Origin of the sequence: Vibrio sp. TMPB1044 (genome assembly GCF_030442075.1) — a bacterium.
Taxonomy (GTDB): Bacteria; Pseudomonadota; Gammaproteobacteria; order Enterobacterales; family Vibrionaceae; genus Vibrio; species Vibrio satsumensis.
Genome location: NZ_JAUJED010000026.1, coordinates 1 through 18,254, shown reverse-complemented (window position 1 = coordinate 18,254; position 18,254 = coordinate 1). Strand labels below are relative to the sequence as shown.

Below are 18,254 nucleotides of genomic sequence, written 5' to 3'. Positions count from 1 at the left end.
CTGGAACTTTAACGCTTTCTAAATTAGCGCATGATAGCTAAGAATATGAGCAGAAAAATTAAGAGTAATTAAACACCAGTAGGTCAAAATAATGATAGATGTAGTTTACTCTCAAGAAAATGAATCTACGAAAGAGGTCAATGTGACCTCTTTTTTGTATTGATTTTAAAAATGATTAACTCGCTTATTGTCCAGAGGCGTTCTAGCGCTAATTTCAGTTAACTGTAATCTCGTCATTTTTAGTCTGTATTTTGGGGGTTAAAGTGCCCCTGTATAAGAGTAACTTGGCGTTAATGTAAAAACAGTGTGGTCAAATCTACACCCCAACCCCTTCCAATAGGGGCGTTTTTCATCGATAATTTAGCCTCTTAGTGAAAACAAAGACTAATTGGAAAGTGTTCCAAAAATGCCCCTGTATTTTCAATTCATCACCACACACCACGCTAAATCGTAAACGATTTAAATGGTTGTCTGTTATGAATGTAAAAGAAATAAAAACAATGACTTATGTTTATTGGTGGAGGTGAAATAGAGCGTGAAAAAATTTTCAAAATCTCAACTAATTAGCCGCTGAAATCCCAGTGTGAAAATATGTAATCACATTGAATTATCATTGACGCCTTTCTGTATAAGGGATTGCGGTTGTTTCAATCTAAATCCAATGGGATTTAATTGAATTATTATTTATCCCTTTATAGGTAAGGCTTTGGCGGTTTTTTTAAAACTAAGTACAATGGGTTTACATTGAGAGTTTATTGGATTTCATTGGGGTTTAAAAGTGGACTTCATTGACATTCATTGAGGAGAAAAGGCTAAATTATGTCGCGTTCTTACCCTTTACAAAGCTCCCTTCGAGGGAAGCTAGAGCAAGATTTTAAGAAGTTCAGAGATAGAGAAAAGTTAAGTGATGCTGAGGCAACTCGTCAGCTTTTCACCTTGGCGTTGCGTATCAAACTGAATGACAGTGACGATGAACGGCCGTCGAACCGTGAGTTGATGGAAGAAACGTATCGTAGAGTTAGGCAAGTACAAGGCGTGCTAAATTTAAATTTGGCGCATAGCTTTGATGGGGAGGGGTATTATAAGAATAAAGCGGATTCGATTGAGCAAAGAAAATCCAATACCGCTTTGGTTGATAAAAGCGTCGATGAATATCTTGAAGGCGAAAAAAAAGGGTAGCCATTGGCTACCCTTTTATTATCGCTCTAACTCTCTGTCGATTTCTCTGTCTTCCCAATGGCTCTCTTTCTCTGATTGATTAAATTCCATCTCTTTTTGAGGGGAATATTCTTTTGGCTCAAAGTGATCGAGTGATTGGCTGTCGGTTTCTTTTTTCTCATTATAGTTGAGGGTGTCTAATTCGCTCTCTTGATGAGAAATGTGTGGCTCACTTAATTCAATGTTATGTGCGCTGTTATCTTGCTCTAGTTTATCAAGGCATGATTTGATGTCCTCTTTAAGGTTATCGTCTGACATGAATTGAATGTCTCGACCATTAAAGTTCTCGACGATTTTCTCAATGTTGTTCGGGTTTAAATCGTGGTTGCCGTGATTTAATACAATAATGATGTTCTGTCTCAGTTCATCGGTAGAGATGTTTTGAATGTCGTTCTTATGATTGACGTTGATAATGTCAATCTGCCCTTGAGTTTGGTCTCGAATTAAAAACGAGTTTTCTATCGATGTGCTGATGATGGTGGTGTTTAAATCCTCCCCCTGATGGAATTGTGTTAATTGTTTGGATTTTGTTCCTAGGGTTCTTGGATTAATATCTAGGGAGGAGTCTTTATTTCCTTGAGTGTCTAAATAGGTCACTTCTATGGCTTTGGTTTCACCTTGTTTATTGTGGATGTTGGTTAGCATCGCAGGGTGAAGGGATCTATCTTCGGATGAATAAACCGCCGGGTGGAATTTTACATGGTTGTTTTCAATGTTATTGACACCGAGCTTGTTTAAGTACGTTTGGGCCAGTGTGTTATCCATCGGTAAGCTTTGATTGATATAATCCTTAGCCCTTTCTTCAAACTGCGCAATATGCCTTGGGGTGGTGCTCAGTAATTTTTCGTGTTTACTGTTTTCCTCCAATTGATATTTGTCCGGCTCATTGAGCATCTTGTGCGCTTCATTCATCGCGGCTTTATAATTCATTTCCTTATGACTCATGATTAGGTTAATCAATGCGCCTTTTTCGCCCGTGGTGTAGTCTTTAAAATACCCTCGATGCTCTCCTGTTAGGGTCACTTTAATGGCTGATTTACCAATGCCAAAGGTTAAGTAATCCCGGTCTGATTTGGATTGATTCGGCTGGCCTAATAACTGAACGGCGAGGCTTTCTGTGTATTTTGGTAGTTGCGTATTGATGTGCTCCCTAAATTTGTTGTAGTCAAAGTCACCGCTTTTATTTTGGAACCGGACGTCCTCATGAGGGAGGGCATTACGGTTAAAGTAAGTGGTGTCTTTGGGTGGGATTTGGTTGAGGGTTTCTATCGCACTGGCTTTATGGCTATCTTTAGAAAGCCAGCTTTTGACCAGTTGTTTTGTGTTGTCGGTATAGAGCCGAATGTGCTGACTGGCGCGAGTCACATCGATACCGGCGCGTCTTAAGTTGGTCAGTGCGCCTTTGCTTTGTATCGCGCTAATGACGTGTTGATAGGTGGACCCTTGCGCCATGTCTGCGGTTCGACTGTACGCGTAGTCCCAGTGCCCGTCTTTAAGCGCATTAGGGTGAAGGTTGAGTGTTTGTCCTGTCTTAGATTGAGCGACAATACTGTCTGTAGTCGCTTGCGTGATGCGGTACTCCACGTTGGCTTTAATGCCGCGCTCTTTATCGGTAAAACGGGTGATGATTTTATCGCCCGTTGAGAGGGGTTTTTCTGACACGCTAAACAGTGTCGTGAAGGTATGGTCTCGATTGCGGGGTAAGAACGGCCTTGTCTTACCTGTACTCGCGTCTTGAAGTGTTACTACGCCATGCTCTGAATCTACGTGAGTGATTGTCGCGTACTCACCGGGTCTGGTGCTCAGTATTAAGCCTTTTTGATACGGCATCATGGTGGTGAGCTCTTCACCCGTCGCACCGATTGAGCGTAGCCGGGTTGCGATGACGTTCTCTTTGCCTAACTCATTCTTTTTCATCAATCCGACTCGGATGTATTCGGTAGTTTGGTCTCGCTCCTTGTTGGTGTAAAGAATGAGAAGTGTGTTTTCTCGCGTCTCTGGTGTGCGCTCTAGATAGTCCTTGGCGATCATATAGGGCAGTTTTTCTGTGGCTTCTAACTGCGCTTTGTGTCGGTCTTTACGGTGTTCATTCAGCGTGGAAATGACATGCTGGCGGTTGCCTTGAGTATCAGGGGCTTGCTGCTGGAGCTTATCCAGGGCGCTCTGTGGCTGTTTATCAATGATGTTTTGCGCCGCATTAAGTAAGGTGTCGTTTTGCTGACGGATGATGTCGGTCATGTAAGCGGTATCGATGCGGCCTTGGCTTATGGCTAGCTCAAAGGGTTTACCGGCACTGAGTGATAAAAGCTGCTCTTTATCGCCCAATTTGACTGTTTTGGACTGACTGTCATTGACGAGCTTTGTGAACTCATCGGCTTGCTTGTTGCTGACCATGGAGCTTTCATCGAGAAAGAACAAGGTGTGTTGATAGTCACTGGCTTCTCGATTGCCTTGCCTGATGTCAGAAAGCAAACTGTCTAGCGTTTGCGCTTTCACGCCTTTGCTTTCTAGCTCTGCAACCGCGGCGTGAGTGGGCGCAAGACCGATGACGCTTTGCTCTGGTTGCTGGCTGGCTTCTTTCACTAACTGGATAAGTTCAGTATTGGATTCAAGCATGGTGGACTTACCTGTGCCGGCTAACCCTTGGATGGCCACAAAGCTGTCCTTGGTGGTTGATATGAGGGTGATGGCGTCCTTTTGCCCTTGGGTTAGGCGAGGCTTGGTATTGAGAAAGTCTTGCACCTGTTTAGGTGTGGCAAAAGGCTGATGTTGGTCTTTACCATCATCGATGTTTTGCAAGATGCGCTTTTCAGTCTCCAGCGCGGTGTGCGTCGTCCAGCGTGTGCCGTCACTGTACTCTGCAGAGAGAGTGTCGCTGCGTTTAGTCAGCTCTGTTTCAACCTGCTCTTTGGTAATAGAGCCACCGGCTTCTTCAAAGGCGTAACGCACCGCTTCCACCACTAACGCTTTTTGGCTAAACGCCGCTTCTCGCTCTGAGAGGTGGTTCAGGGCAAAGCTGACCGCTTTTTCGATGAGTGGGGCGTTTTGCGCTTTGGCTAGTGCTGACAGTGCCTGACTGACATCGTGCTTTAGCCAATCTTGGGTGGCGTCATTTAGGTAGCGGTCGTTGACGTTTTGCGTCTGTAATACGCGCTCAATGGCTGACGGGGAGACTTGCTCTTTCTCAAGTACGCTTTGGGCTTTGTCCGGTTTGTCGGTGAAGATATCAAGGCGCTCTGTTTTTTTGGTCAGGTCGTTTATCAGGGGCTTAGATAAAGTAAATGCTTTACCTGACAGCAAGGTATGGGCTTTTTGCTCAATATGGTGGGCGCCGTGAACATAGTCGTATTGCAGCGGCGCGTCTTTTAAGCTCTCTAAGTTTACGCGCTGCGTTTGACCTTGGCTCTCAAGCGTGAGGCTCTCTTTGTCAGTTTGCGTGACAAGGTAACTTTTATTGGCGTCCAAACCGGCAGGGAAGTGTTTGCCTAACGTACGAAGACGTTCGCCTTGGGCGATGTTGAGGCTTTGCGGTTTGCTGATTTGCATCTTCATGCGCTTAAAGGTGCGACTGGACGGGTCAAAGGTGTGTGACTGTCCATCGCGTTTGCTGAGTGCGGTCATGGTGTTGCTCTCTTTATCGATGCTGGCGATGACAAAGCTCTGAGGTTTGTTTTTCTCCCAGTGGGTGAGTGTCATGCCTGGTTTGTAGTGTTGAACGAGGGGTTGTTGCGCTTTGGAGAGGTGGTGAGGGGTTTGAGTGAATAGGGTGGTTTCGTGTCTGGCGAGGGCGCCGGTATTTTTCAGTTGGCCCCGTATCGCTTCGGTTAACCGCCGCTGCTCGACGCTGGAGGTGGTAATCACTTGCGTGTTGGCTTTATCGGGGAGGTCGGCGTACACCCGCGCTATCCTATCGGTGTCATTGTCATGCAGTTTCACGTTGGTATGGCTGGCTCGCTTGCCGACCCAAGAATGACTCTCCACATTGCCTTTTTGATACAGCGAGATAGCGTTATTGGCTTTAAATCCCTGACGGCTTGATACGCGGTTAAGCATCACCACTTTACTGCTCGATTGTTTGGCTTTATCGGTGAGGGCTAACAGCTCATTGGCGCTCATCTTATTGGCGTCATCGATGAGCAAGACGTCTTTATTGGTCAGCGGCGTATCGCTTTGCAATAAGCTGTGGGTGGTGTGGCGCTGCTCTGGTGAAAAGAGCTGACCGACCCAGGCGCTGAGTGTTTGACTCTTGCGCTGTACGCTCTCCATGCCTTCAGCCTTGGCTTTCACGCTTTGGGATACTAATTGGACACGCTTACCACTGTGGTTCCCCACGTTAAGTAGCTGCTGCGCAATGCTTTGTGATGAGCCATGCACATTCACCACGTGGAACTGTTTGGTGGAGTGGTACAGGTCAGTCAAGATACGCTGCTGGTTTTCAGGGATAGCAAGCTTGTTGAGCGTGCTGGATTCAACGTGGGTGCGCATGTGATGCGCCCGACCTTGGGTGCTGTCGATAAGCGCTTGTTCGTTATCAATTAAGCCTTTGGTGGTGTATTGCCCTTTTTGCCTGAGTCCTATCAAGTCGCCCTGTTTAATCATTTCATCCGCGACTTTTTTGATATCAATAGCGTTGAGTTGTACGCCGCCTTTGGTGAACTCTGAGGCGGTGAGTTCAATGATTTTTTCTAGGTGTAACGCGGTGCTGTATTGCCCTAGATGGTCAATGGCTCTGCTGATGGCGGCTTTGGTTTCACCAAGTGGTGGGGTGTTTTGCGCTTCTTTCACTTGTTGCGCCATGGTGACAAGCTGGGCGGGCTCATACCCTTGCTCTTTTACGGTGCTTTGCCACTGTTTGTTGAGGCTGTCACTGCTCTGGTAGGTCTTGCTTTTACGAGTATCGAGGTTTGCTACGTCTTTCGCCGCGCGAGAGTCAAAGCCTAAATCGAGTGTGCGTTGGTCAATTTGCTGTTTGCGAGTGGATGACGCATCAAGAATAGGCTGAGGGACACCGCTGATTTCGAACTGACCGTTGCCGACGCCTCGCGTGGAATAACCGAGTGTTTCTGCATCTTTAGCTAATTGGCTCTGGTACAAGATACCGTAGTATTTTTGGAAGTTGTAAATGCGCTCGCCAGTCCCGTTAATCACGCCCCCTTTTTGTTTTAGGCTGGTTGATAAAGCGCGTAAATCTCCTTCTTTATCGCGCGTCATGTTAGCGGTTAGCGCGTGCGAATGCACTTGCATGTCATTTTCACGGCTGGTCTTATGGCGTACGACTGCAAATAGCATCGAATCCGTATTTTCGTATTCTTGAACGCCTTTCTCATGGGTGACTTTGACTTGTGCTACGTCTTTCTCAAGCTCTGTTAAGGCGAACTTCACGGCGTTATTGTGCGCTTCAATGAGGCGGTTATCTCCGCCAATAAGTGCAAGAACGCTGAGGGATTTGGGCGCAGAAAAGGTCAGGTCGAAGCCAGATTTGTGTTTTTCTCGCTTCCCTTTAATGGTTTCACCGCCAAGATTGCCAGAAAGCACCGATTCTAGGGTGGCTTGATCTACGGGTTTATCTGCCAGTCCCGCTTCGATGGCCAGCTTGCCATGCCAGAAGGTGTTTTCTACCTGGTCTTGTTCTTTGAGGTAATAGTTATCGCCCGCGTCTTTTTCTAAAGAGACGTCAGGTAGGTCTTTGGGGTTTTCTTCGCTTAGGTAATATTTGGCAGCGCCAGAAGCGGATTTTAATGGGCTAATAGAAAGCATGAGTATTTTCCTTATGCAACGCAAATTGCCGCTAGCAGCAAAACTGAGCGGTGAGTGGAGGTTAAGGGGGAAGTGGAATTAAAAGAGGTGTGGTTACAAAATGATCCCAACACAAGCAAAGGAATTGCTAGCGGTTAACGTTCGTTCTTCGTGAATGATGACGCCATTTTCATCAAGGTGAATGGATGTAATGCCCGCTTTAAATCGGTCTAACGCTACAATTTCTTCATTGGTTAAATGCTTGCCATGAGTTAGGCATTCCAGGCGGTTAAAGCTATATTCATCGGCGGCCATCGCTAGTTTCGAAGAATCAGAATGCTTCATGCACTCATTGCCATACAGCCAATCTTGAGCACACTCTATATTTGGCTCTAACTGGTAAGTCATATGGTGGGTGACGCTTGCAAAAGAATGGGACTGGCTTGTCCATTTGTAGCTTACTTGAAAACAATCAACCTCATCGGGAATGACGGCATACCAACCTCGACTTTTCGGCGAGGTCTCTAAATGCACAGACACGTAGCGTTTGTTTGCCCAAAAGCGCTTTGTTTTTAGATTGCCGTTTGGTTTCGCCCAGTCGGGGCCTATAAACTCAAAATGAATGTCTGTTACCTTGTTGCTGGTCAGCTCAGGTGTCAGAAATATTCTAGGCGTAAATTGAAGGTATCGCTCCTTGGGGTATTGAGGCAAATGGATGTCGAGTTGGTGTTTAATGGCCGATTGGATCTCTGAGTGTGCTTGAGTGTAGCATTCTGACCATTCAAGACTTTTTGCTGCCTCAATGGGTGACATGCCCCGGGCATATAAATCGATATAGGGTGTCCAATCTATCTTGATGTATCGGTATGGGATTTTTTTGAGATGCGCTGCAAATGCCTTAAACCATTCTTTCCATTGGTCGTCATATTCGTTGGTCATTTTTCCGTTGAGATAATTAAGACCTTTGCGAGTAAAAGTTACGCACCTTTGGTCATCGTTGAGATCTAGGTAATTTTCTGAAATCAGTTGCTCTAATATGTCTCTGATTAGCATGCCAGAGTGTGGGTAAACATCCAAAGCGCGCTCTTTTGCTTGAGACTTGCTCAAGCTCATTCGCTTTTCTTTCATGTGCGCTAGATACTGAGTGTTGATAGGGTCTACTTGGTAATTTTTTGTTCTTGGCCACAGCCAATCTAAAAGGTCGCGGGCATAGGCCGTATTCGGTCCTAATTCTAACGTATAGGACGTTGGCGCTTTGGGTAGTGGTGGAAGCTCTTCTTTATTGCCATTCATGGCGTTTAACTCTTCGGTAGTTAAGTTTCTTAGTATGACATGGGTAAAGCCTTCAATATTGTCGATGTGCTCCCCCAAGCTGACTCTGACACTTTGGATGAAAGGAATGATGGATGCTTGGTTAAATAGAATGTTGTGGGTTGGCTCGTGGTGCGTGACTGCTTGCGCTTTTAAGTCGTCCCAGTCACCATAACCTACCGCTTGAGCGCAAATCGATAACCATGTGTTTTTTTCGGGGGCGTTGCCCTGAATGATTTCAGCGAAGGTAAGTTGATCGAATATAGTGTGTAATTGTTTCTTTAATATCGGTAGATGGTCAGAATTAAAGAGGGTCTTATTTGGCATGGTTAATCCTTGATGAATGAACGTAAAAAAGCCTTGCAATGGCAAGGCTTGGAATAGTGGTTGAGTGATTATTCGAGATGATGAGGCTCTAGGGTGCAGTCTCTATGGGGCGTTACGCTTTTCATCGATTTTCCTTTGAGGAATCTCATCAATGATAGGGCTTACGTGCGCTTATGGTGCACTATAACTAAATATCTAATCATGACTAAGATTGAATCAGTGCACTTTTTAACACTATGGGTGCTAAGTACATGAAAATCAGGCCTATCGAATTCAATAAACCAAATAACGAGTACTCCATGCTGATGCTCAGGAGTAAAGCGAATCCTGCAGAGGTGAGTACAATGTAGTGAGGAGTGTTAGGGTGTTTTTTAACAAAAAAAACCACGAGGCGCTTCAAACTATACAGTGATAAAAAGCCAGTGGACGCGATGAAAAGTTGCGTCTACTGAAATTGACTCTCGGTGATCTGCTTAAGACAAAGTGCAAAAAATAAGAGTGAGACGACCAAGGTCTCGAAGATTAATCTAGACAAACTCGGTAACATAAAAATACCTAATACATTTGGTTTGCAATGACCTATTTCTGTCTTGTTTGGCTATCGACTATTTGATGCGCTATTCAACCATATCACCCGCTTCCATCTCGATATCTTGAGATATCGCCGACTCTTCAAGCTCTTTTGGAGCGCGCTCTTGATGGTCATTGTCTGATTTGAGCTTTTCCGACTCCTTGCTGGCTAACGCTTTGACTGTCTCACTTCGTTGTGCTTGTTGGATTTGGTCGGTTTCCAGCTTCATCTCTTCCGGCGTTTCAAATTGCTTGGCTTGGATTTCTGTGAGTGCGTTACGCTCTTCTTCGTTGAGGAGCATACCTGGGGCGACACACTCAAAGTAAATCGCTTTTTGATACGCCTTGGTCATGGCGGGCGATGGGGTGTAATCACGCTTAATAAAGGCCGGTGTCACATCTCGCATCTTATCAAAGTGCAAATCCAGTTGAGTGATAAAGCTGCTTCCTGGTACGCGAAGGTAACATTGCAAATCATCCATGGCTTGTATTTCACTGCTAGAGACAACAGGGCGGGTGACGGTTTGGTGACCAATCGATACCCCGTCACGCAACGCATTTGCACCGTAAGAAATGTGCTCTCTTGACACGTCCACCTCTTGCTCACCTAAATCTTTTGACGAGATTTGCGCCATTTGCGCGGAGGGGGCACGAAAGTAAAAACGGGAGTTGAGTAAGTCAAAAATGACGTCCGCGGTGTTTTTGCCGTAGGTTTTCACGAGCTGAGCATAAGACTGGAGACCAATCACATAACAGCCTCCAAACTTACGTACTTCGGCAATGATGGTGTCAAGCTCAGGCAGTTTATGCAGACTTGGCATTTCATCCATAATCACCCAGATACGGCGATCTTCATCGTCTTTGAGTCCCAAGATAGCGTTAGAAGCAATGGCAAGCCAAGTCGAAATCAAAGGACGCAGAGAGGCGTGTTGCTGCGCGTTACTGGATAAGAACAAAAAGCCTTTTTGTTTATCGTCTTGCACCCAATCGGTGATAGAAAACGGTTTGCGTTTGGGCTTTCCTTTCGCGTCTTTGTCATCCAAGCCATCCAAAAATCGTAGGCTCTTGATGTAGGTGGCGAGCACCGACTTAATGGAGATGGCCGTCTTTTTGATGTCTTTCGAGACCAGAGATGCAGACTCTGTGCCTTGCAGGAAATTACCCAGGGTTTCAAGTTCAGACGTGAGTATCAGACTGAGCAGCCTTGCGGTCGAGCAGGGCTTGTCATCTTGGCTCATGCGATACGCCGCACTCGAAAAAATAGTCCGAGCGGAATCCACCCAGAACGGATCGCCTTCGCCATGTTGCGGGATAAGTGCGCTGGCTATATTTTCAAAGTCAGGGGCTTCTTTCGCATCACACCACACATCCCAATTGGCGCAGCGTTCATCGAAGGGATTGAGTAAGGTGTCTTGGGTAGGGTCAAAGAACTTACTGGTAAAGGTGCAGCCTTTATCATAAATAATGGCTTTATCTCCACGTTTACGTATCCAGCGTAATAGTTTACGAAGCATGACGGATTTACCTGCCCCTGTGGTGCCGTCGATGAGCATATGTTGAACTTCAAACTCATGTTTAAATAAGGCCTGCCCATCCACTTTGAAATCAGAAATCCGTCCGTTTCCTACGCCCTGTTTTTTGAGTTTCTTTGCCCGTTTTTTTAAATCGTTAGTGAGCACTTTGGGCTCTGCGTATTGAAAGCCTCGGACGTGAAAATCTTCACTTTGTTTTTCGCCTTGTCGTTTAAAGAAAGTCATGGCGAGCATTAAGATGGTGAAAGCAATACCGATGCCAATCAAAAAGTTGATTTGTATTTGGCGTATCACGTTATCGTAGAGATTGATGAGTTGGGTGTTGTCCAGTTGGGAAGCGAGCGTGCCAATGTAGCGTTTCCCGCTCCAGAAGGTCGTGACTTCGCTGTTAAGATCGTGTCCAAGGCTGGCATAGATATGATTGCGCCAATAGTAGAACACAGACCAAAAGGCGTTATCGGGCGCGCGTAGCCAGGTAAGAACGCCAGTGAGCGCTATCACCGACCAAATGGCGGCGTAGACTAAGGTATTGTTGACTTGAAAGAACATCCGAATGGAGTGAAAAGTAATTTGTCCGCCACGGGTAAAGTGGTTGCCGGACGCGCGTTTAGGTCTAGGCATCGTGGTTCCTTGAGAGTGAAATGGAGTACTTTTTAGATAATTACCTGCGTATGCAGATAAGCTGGCCAACAATTGAACGGTTGTTGGCTAATGGTATTGCTGTGTAGAGCCCCGAGATGTTGGCAAAACTTGGGTGGTTTTATTTCCTTGCGCTGATAAGCGTCACGGTCTCGAACGTGGTCAGTGTTGTGCTCGAAACCTTCAAAGCAATCCTGATTACTATTTTTCAGAAGAAAAGCGAAATTGCTCTCTGTGTAATAGAGATGGTGAGCTTTATGTTGAGGATGAGCATCACCGGTCAGTGATTGGTCGAGTGTTTTTTGGAAACGAATGGCTTTGAGCCTATGATTAAAAATGTCCTCGTTGCTTATTGCGCTGGGCAGTGATCCATCGTATTCGTAATTTCCCTCGCCGGCTGATTTCAAGGCGATTTCATGGTAAATTTGTTAGAATGATAAAGTTCCTTATGACCTTCAACTTCTATGAATGACCAACTAACTCCAATCAACAAAGACCATTTAAAAAAACTTATCCGAGCAGAACTGGAACCGACATGGTTTGATAAGCAATCAGTTAGCCCTGATATGTCTTGGGTGACTCCTGCTGTGTTTGAAATATTGTTTACTGAGTTGATAACTCATACGCGCGGTAATCAGTCTAAGGCTGCTAGGGTTTTAGGGATTAACAGAGGTAATTTCACCAAAAAGTTAAATCAGATCACAACTCGTGAATTTGGATCGGATGAGAGCTTATAAGTATGTATCAGCCTATTGGTACCCTGACGAGGGTGCAGAGATTAACCAACCCCCATTACCTCTCAAGAAATCAATGGCAGTTGCTCTAATTCTTGCTTCAAGAATCACTGGCGCTTTTTACTTCAATTTGAAAACAATTATCGGCATTTTTAGGTGATTTCAAGCTATTTAGTACTAGGAGCATAAACTCAACCTACGAAGGTTTTAGACAGGTCACGTCCAAACTTTGTGGATAACTGCTTATAATTTGTTATAAAAACATAATGTTAGGTTGGAATTTAACGAAGCAAGCAAAACGGAAGGCCAAATCAACCATGGAAAAGATAATTCACTACGATATTCAAAAGGTTAAAGTTAGAAGCGATAAAGAAAGCACTCGACTGACCAGCCAATGGGATCAGGTTCTACAAATCTGTCGTGACAAACCACTCGGAGAGATCGCGAGAGCAAGATTAGCGTTTAACCTTGTCGATTACATCACAAGTGAAGATCTACCTTTTCGCTTATTCATCACCCGCGCACCACAAGCTATGGCCACCATAGGCGAGGAAACACGAGTGTATAAAGAGCATCGAGTTATTAATGGTAAACAAAGCGGAATGATTTACGCTAAAAGCGAACAAATGTTACCAAGAGAAATCCACTATACGAATGAGTTTGTGGCAACCCGCTACGTTGCTGGGACAAAAACACCACTCTCTGCCACCTCCCTCGTTGGTTGCCTCAAGGCTGGAGATGTCATAACACCACTCGATGGCATCTTGTTTTTAGGCTGCAAACGAATAGCCAGTGATATAGCACGTCTTAAAAAAATCGAACCCACCATGAACATCGCAATGAAACGTATCGAAGTATCAGACAACTTCACAGACACAACAAGAAAGATGGCAAGTTACGAATGAATAACGAGGCGTAAACGATTGCCGTATGCATTAACATGACAGATATAACTGAAACTAATCTTTGGACAAAAATGAGTCAGTGAGTTTTCTATTTTAGCTATCCTGGAATAACTTTTCGTATCCCAAAACCTCAAAGAGCACCGTTATCAGCGGTGGTCGATTTGCGCGGGACTGGACAATGACCATGCTGTAACGACCTAACTGCATATGAAGGCAACAGTTAGAACGCGTTCACGGTTATTAGAAATAACCTCTATGATTTCCTTTGACTAATCCACTTCCACAGAGCTACCAGCCCCTTGATAAGAATGTAAGAAACACTTGCTTTAGCTTGTTCCTGACTAACTTGGGAAAAATTACGGTTATACTTTTCTACAGCCTCTTGTGCACTATCAGCAACAACTGGGGCTCCATCTAGTTCAAACTGCTGATCGACCAACGCTTGCTTATCAATGGTGTAATCTTTTGAATCCACCTCTAAATACGTAAAGTCTGTTATTTGATTATGTGGATAAGTAAAGAACTGGTATCTAGGCATAGAACCTCCGATGTTTACGAACAATCTTTTATTGATAATTTTATATATATCAGCGTGTTAAATCAGCACCATAATATTTAAGCCTTCGGATATTCGTCAAGTGAATTAATTGAGAACCTATCTTTTGCAAACATCGGTAGATACATGGTAACTGTCTTTAATTTCTGTGTGGAATAGATATTCAATTGTGAGAAACAACAGGGTTCGTTGCACAACGCTCAGTTCAGGGAGTTTTCGTGCGCCGTCCTTTAACCGTCAGTCATGAGGAAATGTACGTCAAAACTCAGCGCCATGATTTGTGCTGATTTATTGCTCTAGCATGATGTATGGAATCCACTCCCTCTCTGCCAATCTACACTTAGCAGAGTCACGAAAATTCGAGGGTTCCAATATGTTGACGAATAATGTTATCGCTATCGATTTAGCAAAAAATGTTCTTCAAGTGTGTCATATCAGTATTCATGGTGAAATGCTGTCTAATAGACCTCTTAGTAGGCAAAAAATGAAAGAGTTTCTTGCTAAAGCAAAGCCCTCAATTGTTGCTATGGAGGGATGTTGTGGTTGCCATTATTGGGGACAACTGGCAGAAAAGTACGGACATGAAGTGCGGATCATTAACCCAAAGAAAGTAAAAGGTTACTTAGAGGGTCATAAAACCGATCATAATGATGCACTAGCAATTGCTAATGCAGCTATCCAGATAGGAATTAAGTTCAGTCGCCCCAAGTCACTTGAACAACAATCGATGCATTCTTTAGAAACTAGCCGTAGATTCTTATCTCGTAGTGTTGTTTCCCTAGCGCTTCACATTAGAGGGACAATTTTGGGCTACGGGATAGCAAACCCTAGAGGTGAAAAAGGATTAAAGGTCTCTGTTCAAACTGTACTGGGTGGAGAAACATCGATACCTGCAAATGTTGTTTCTGTTCTATCTATGCTGTGGGAACAATATAAACAGTTCAAAGCAAAACTAATAGCGTTCGAAAAAGAGAAGAATGCCTTAACCCGTCAGATAGAACCATGCCAGCGATTAATGGCAATTGAAGGCGTTGGTGAAACGACTGCCGCAATGCTCTATACAACTATTGGCGATGATAAGCAGTTTAAGAACGGAAGACAAGCTTCTGCGTTTGTTGGTCTTACACCCAAACAGCATAGCTCTGGGGGGAAAGTCTTCATGATTGGGATCGATAAGTGCGGTGGTGTCAAAGAGCTGCGTTCCCTTCTTTATCTTGGCGCAATGTCTTATGTTGGGCGACTGCCTGAGCAACCAAAAACTCAGAATGATGCTTGGTTGAGGAGCATCATTGATCGTATTGGCTTCAAGAAAGCCTGTATTGCGTTGGCTAACAAGGTAGTTCGGACTGCATGGGCAATGCTTCGATATGGAACTGAATATAAACCTGTTTTGCTTAACAATTAACCATGAATGTATTTTAATATTTTACAAAATGATGATGCATAAAGGGTAAGACCAACCTACTGAAAACCTGACAGAGGCGTGACGCTTTAGAAGCTGATAACACGATGAGGACTGTAGGTGCGCAAACATCAAAGGCTAGAAGGTAGCTCCTTCAATAAAAAGCCGAATATACGTACGCATCTTAACTTTTACTGTTAAATCACTTTGTAAATACGTGGATTCCATATACGTCTCTGGACAAAACCTTGTTACGAACTTTATATTACAGATTAACTCGAATAACCTCAGCCACTGTAAAACCCTCAAATCATCTACAAAGTCATGGCGAATTTGATTCATCCTACACTTACAGCGCCTTAAATTTTTCTACCATATCCTTATCAATCTCCTTGATTAGATTAGGGGACAAGCCCAGGTGTTTGGCCTCAAGACTAAACGAGCGTGTTGTTTCAAATATTTCCTCAGCCATAACCATAATCGCTTTCTTTGATGACAACCCCGACTGAGCAGCTAACTGGTCTAGTGCGTTCTTTGGCGTTCGGCCATTACCACCAAATGCCGTCATATGCTCTTTGTAAGGGTTAGGGTTGTAAACAATGTCGTAGAAAGGCGATAGCGTCCAGTTATCGGCGTCACTGGCAAGGAAACTGAAGTTCTTACTGTGATCATCTTGGTTAACAGTTAGGTAATTAAACATGCAGCGCTTAATGAGCTTCTGAGACTCAGTGACACTACACATGATGCGCGTAGCTTTAACTAAATCCACATAGTCCAAAGAAGGCTCTCGAAACGGTGCATCTAACAACCCACACGCAGAAATCATATGGATTCGACCGCCTTGCTCGGTGCAATCAAATCGTTCCTGCTCTAGCCAAAATCGTCCATTACCTGCATCAATTAAATCAAAGTCAGGAACCTCAATGCCGACATTACGGGCCATCTGCATGTAGCAATATTCGACTAATGATTCAGAGTGCTTCAAGTCAAACTTTTCAGATGTCAGTTTTACGATAAGCTTTGTTCCTAGTGCGTCATCTAATGTTGAATATTGCCCATTCAATAAACGTGTCACGTTCATTTTTGGCCTAGCACCACCCGAACCACCAGTATTCATCAAGTGCTCAAGCAAAGCAGACTCGGTGCCTTCAAACTCTTCAATCGCAGCTCGGCCAAGGGTAATGAGATCAATCGACTCCTTGGACTCATCAAGTAAATCTAATTCAGGCTCATAGCTCAACGCCCCCATGCATCTGTCACCCAGATAAGCCAAACGCTCTAGGGCGGTAACTTCCTTTGGGTTATGATCGTTCTGTCTAAATACACGATCCATGAGATAAAGGCCCCAACCATCAGGGAGACTATCTCCAAATACCCCATGAATGCCGTAATGCGGCCCTCTAGGCGCAACTTGTAGGCTTGTATCAGCCTTTAAATTGAACGGAGCCAGAGAGGTTGAGTGAGCGCCTAAATAAGCCTCATCAAATTGAAAGAAGCTTTGCTTACTATTTTCAACTAGCTTGCCGACAAATACCTTTTCACCTGTGCTAAGCGTTCGTTTTACGGTTAGGGCTGATTTAAGCATATCGAAGCACATCCTCTATTGATTTAAATTCAGGCTCAGACGACTTTGTTAGCTCTTTCACTTTTTTCAAGTCACCGACTGTCTCATAAAGCATGAGGAACTGACGCAATGAGATGTTGCCAGATGACTCAAACTTTCGGATCGTCGCGTAAGGTACGCCAGAGAGATCGGCCATCTTCTGAACACTGAGTTTATCTTTTTTCCGAGCAGACTTGATAAACTCTTTGAGTTCCATCTGCAAATCATAAGCGGTATAAAGAGATAACATACATGCCTCGTAAGTTGCTATTATGGTATCAATTATAACGCCAATCATAGTCTAATTGCTATTATTGTAGCAAATATAGAGTAATGACAATCATTACTTCATTAACACGAATGACAAAAAATTCCATCACTGTGACGGGTCTCCATTGCTACTATAGTGACAAATTAAGGTTTTTTTTGGCATTATTTGCTACCATTATAGCAGATTAAAAACAAGGCTTTATGCACCCATTAGCTGTTTCACAAGAGCATACCTTGCTTTACATTCAGGTCGATCAACTAGCTGTGATGGCATTAGATTAGATATGAGAAAAGACAGGTTATCAATAATAGTAGAGCTTCTACTCCAACGCAGTTTGGGGCAGATCTGAGTTTGAAGCTTAGGACGAAACCTACCCATCAAAGAGTTTACCATCTCCCAAGTAGCAGAACGACACCACTTCAAATGATGCCGTTCGTGATAGAAAATGGACAAAAGCTTTCATCCTAGACCGATAGTCTTGGATTCAAACTATTCAGAATTTTCATTAGATTATTCAACTCCATGCATTAGGTGATATCTGGTAGAGTTTGTAGGTAACTGTGCATCAGTACTGTTAAATACGGGCTTGTGTTCACTAATTGCGTAAAGGAACAGAAGGAAAAGAGGCGAAATGAGCACTCCTACTTTGTACATATTTTCAGGTCTTCCAGCTTCAGGAAAATCTACACTGGCTAAGTTACTTGCTAGCCGTACAGGCGCAATGTATGTGCGTATCGACACCGTCGAGCAGGGGCTTAGAGATCTATGTAGTTCCAAAGTTGAAGGGGAGGGGTACAGATTAAGTTACCGAATAATTAGAGATAATTTGGCTCTCGGGATTAGCTCTATTTCAGACTCTTGTAATCCAATAGAGCTAACACGACACGAATGGCAAGATGTTGCAAAAAGTACAGGGGCTAATTTCGTTAATATCGAGGTTGTGTGCTCAGATCTCACTGAGCACGAGCACAGAGTTAAGACACGAGATAATGAAATTGAGAACCTAAATCTACCAAATTGGCAACAGGTACAGAATCGCCACTACGACAAGTGGAAAACAGATGTCATCAAGATTGACACAGCGGGTCATACTATCGATGCGTCTTTTGCTGAACTAGTAGAAAAACTCTGTGTGTAAACAGTTTCGGTTTCTTTGCATGACTGCATAACAATACAAGCGATGATTTTAGATCGGTATGCCATTTTTGACCGAAAATGGGAGAAATCGCTCACCGAATCTTTACTTCCGTTCGCTCGGGCAGTGCCGATAAATCAGGGACGAAATTTATCGGCCCTAAATCGAGCTGGCACGTTTTGGGGGCAAAGCCGTGTTTGCAGAGATCAGCACGTCCTTGTCGGATAGGCGACACCTGTTACCAGATGCCGCCCTCCTAAGAACCGTACGTGCAACTTTCACTGCATACGGCTCAAGCCTCCACTAAGGCGTTAT

The 18,254-nt window shown here is 44.2% G+C and carries 12 protein-coding genes; 5 read left to right on the top strand and 7 right to left on the bottom strand.

Annotated features, from left to right (window positions below; all coding sequences use genetic code 11):
- The first annotated feature begins 819 nt into the window (after positions 1-819).
- Complete coding sequence (locus QQ041_RS19335; RefSeq protein ID WP_016790675.1) at positions 820-1,179, top strand: hypothetical protein; 360 nt, start codon at positions 820-822, stop codon at positions 1,177-1,179.
- Between the two features lie 18 nt (positions 1,180-1,197).
- On the opposite strand, the gene traI is transcribed toward QQ041_RS19335, so the two are convergent.
- The 4 genes from traI to QQ041_RS19315 all read right to left on the bottom strand — a co-directional run bounded on the left by traI (position 1,198) and on the right by QQ041_RS19315 (position 11,740).
- Positions 1,198-6,975 carry a conjugative transfer relaxase/helicase TraI gene (gene traI / locus QQ041_RS19330; protein WP_285954857.1) on the bottom strand — a complete coding sequence of 1,926 codons (5,778 nt, stop codon included), beginning with the start codon at positions 6,973-6,975 and terminating at the stop codon, positions 1,198-1,200.
- A gap of 93 nt (positions 6,976-7,068) precedes the next feature.
- Positions 7,069-8,592 (bottom strand): hypothetical protein, encoded by a 1,524-nt coding sequence (locus tag QQ041_RS19325; RefSeq protein WP_285954856.1) that lies wholly within the window; start codon positions 8,590-8,592, stop codon positions 7,069-7,071.
- Positions 8,593-9,209: 617 nt separating this feature from the next.
- Positions 9,210-11,315 (bottom strand): type IV conjugative transfer system coupling protein TraD, encoded by a 2,106-nt coding sequence (gene traD / locus QQ041_RS19320; RefSeq protein ID WP_285954855.1) that lies wholly within the window; start codon positions 11,313-11,315, stop codon positions 9,210-9,212.
- A 32-nt stretch (positions 11,316-11,347) separates the two neighbouring features.
- On the bottom strand, positions 11,348-11,740 hold the full coding sequence (locus QQ041_RS19315) for a hypothetical protein (protein ID WP_285954854.1): 393 nt from the start codon (positions 11,738-11,740) through the stop codon (positions 11,348-11,350).
- A 57-nt stretch (positions 11,741-11,797) separates the two neighbouring features.
- Here QQ041_RS19315 and QQ041_RS19310 point away from each other — a divergent pair, with 57 nt between their 5' ends.
- Both QQ041_RS19310 and QQ041_RS19305 read left to right on the top strand, forming a co-directional pair.
- On the top strand, positions 11,798-12,070 hold the full coding sequence (locus tag QQ041_RS19310) for a helix-turn-helix domain-containing protein (RefSeq protein WP_048657775.1): 273 nt from the start codon (positions 11,798-11,800) through the stop codon (positions 12,068-12,070).
- A 314-nt stretch (positions 12,071-12,384) separates the two neighbouring features.
- Entirely contained in the window at positions 12,385-12,972 is a 588-nt protein-coding gene (locus QQ041_RS19305; protein ID WP_237300800.1) for a hypothetical protein, read from the top strand.
- Positions 12,973-13,225: 253 nt separating this feature from the next.
- Here the strand turns inward: QQ041_RS19305 and QQ041_RS19300 are convergent, their stop codons facing one another.
- Positions 13,226-13,510: a hypothetical protein gene (locus QQ041_RS19300; RefSeq protein ID WP_285954853.1), complete on the bottom strand. Its 285-nt coding sequence runs from the start codon at positions 13,508-13,510 to the stop codon at positions 13,226-13,228.
- A gap of 391 nt (positions 13,511-13,901) precedes the next feature.
- Here QQ041_RS19300 and QQ041_RS19295 point away from each other — a divergent pair, with 391 nt between their 5' ends.
- Positions 13,902-14,933, top strand: coding sequence for an IS110 family transposase (locus tag QQ041_RS19295; RefSeq protein ID WP_285954852.1), 1,032 nt, complete (start codon positions 13,902-13,904; stop codon positions 14,931-14,933).
- A gap of 346 nt (positions 14,934-15,279) precedes the next feature.
- On the opposite strand, the gene QQ041_RS19290 is transcribed toward QQ041_RS19295, so the two are convergent.
- Together QQ041_RS19290 and QQ041_RS19285 are read right to left on the bottom strand one after the other, a co-directional pair.
- Positions 15,280-16,515: a type II toxin-antitoxin system HipA family toxin gene (locus QQ041_RS19290; protein ID WP_285954851.1), complete on the bottom strand. Its 1,236-nt coding sequence runs from the start codon at positions 16,513-16,515 to the stop codon at positions 15,280-15,282.
- A complete protein-coding gene (locus QQ041_RS19285; RefSeq protein ID WP_171388226.1) occupies positions 16,508-16,783 on the bottom strand; it encodes a helix-turn-helix transcriptional regulator in 276 nt (91 codons plus the stop codon). The genes QQ041_RS19290 and QQ041_RS19285 overlap by 8 nt, the downstream gene beginning before the upstream one ends.
- 652 nt (positions 16,784-17,435) lie before the next feature.
- Between QQ041_RS19285 and QQ041_RS19280 the strand changes: the two genes are divergently transcribed.
- Entirely contained in the window at positions 17,436-17,942 is a 507-nt protein-coding gene (locus QQ041_RS19280) for an AAA family ATPase (protein WP_285954850.1), read from the top strand.
- Positions 17,943-18,254: the final 312 nt, after the last annotated feature.

Coding starts and splice junctions, on each gene's coding strand:
- QQ041_RS19290 (WP_285954851.1), bottom strand. CDS start 16,515: ATGCTTAAATCAGCCCTAACCGTAAAACGAACGCTTAGCACAGGTGAA.
- QQ041_RS19335 (WP_016790675.1), top strand. CDS start 820: ATGTCGCGTTCTTACCCTTTACAAAGCTCCCTTCGAGGGAAGCTAGAG.
- QQ041_RS19325 (WP_285954856.1), bottom strand. CDS start 8,592: ATGCCAAATAAGACCCTCTTTAATTCTGACCATCTACCGATATTAAAG.
- QQ041_RS19280 (WP_285954850.1), top strand. CDS start 17,436: ATGAGCACTCCTACTTTGTACATATTTTCAGGTCTTCCAGCTTCAGGA.
- traD (WP_285954855.1), bottom strand. CDS start 11,315: ATGCCTAGACCTAAACGCGCGTCCGGCAACCACTTTACCCGTGGCGGA.
- QQ041_RS19305 (WP_237300800.1), top strand. CDS start 12,385: ATGGAAAAGATAATTCACTACGATATTCAAAAGGTTAAAGTTAGAAGC.
- QQ041_RS19310 (WP_048657775.1), top strand. CDS start 11,798: ATGAATGACCAACTAACTCCAATCAACAAAGACCATTTAAAAAAACTT.
- QQ041_RS19300 (WP_285954853.1), bottom strand. CDS start 13,510: ATGCCTAGATACCAGTTCTTTACTTATCCACATAATCAAATAACAGAC.
- QQ041_RS19295 (WP_285954852.1), top strand. CDS start 13,902: ATGTTGACGAATAATGTTATCGCTATCGATTTAGCAAAAAATGTTCTT.
- traI (WP_285954857.1), bottom strand. CDS start 6,975: ATGCTTTCTATTAGCCCATTAAAATCCGCTTCTGGCGCTGCCAAATAT.
- QQ041_RS19285 (WP_171388226.1), bottom strand. CDS start 16,783: ATGTTATCTCTTTATACCGCTTATGATTTGCAGATGGAACTCAAAGAG.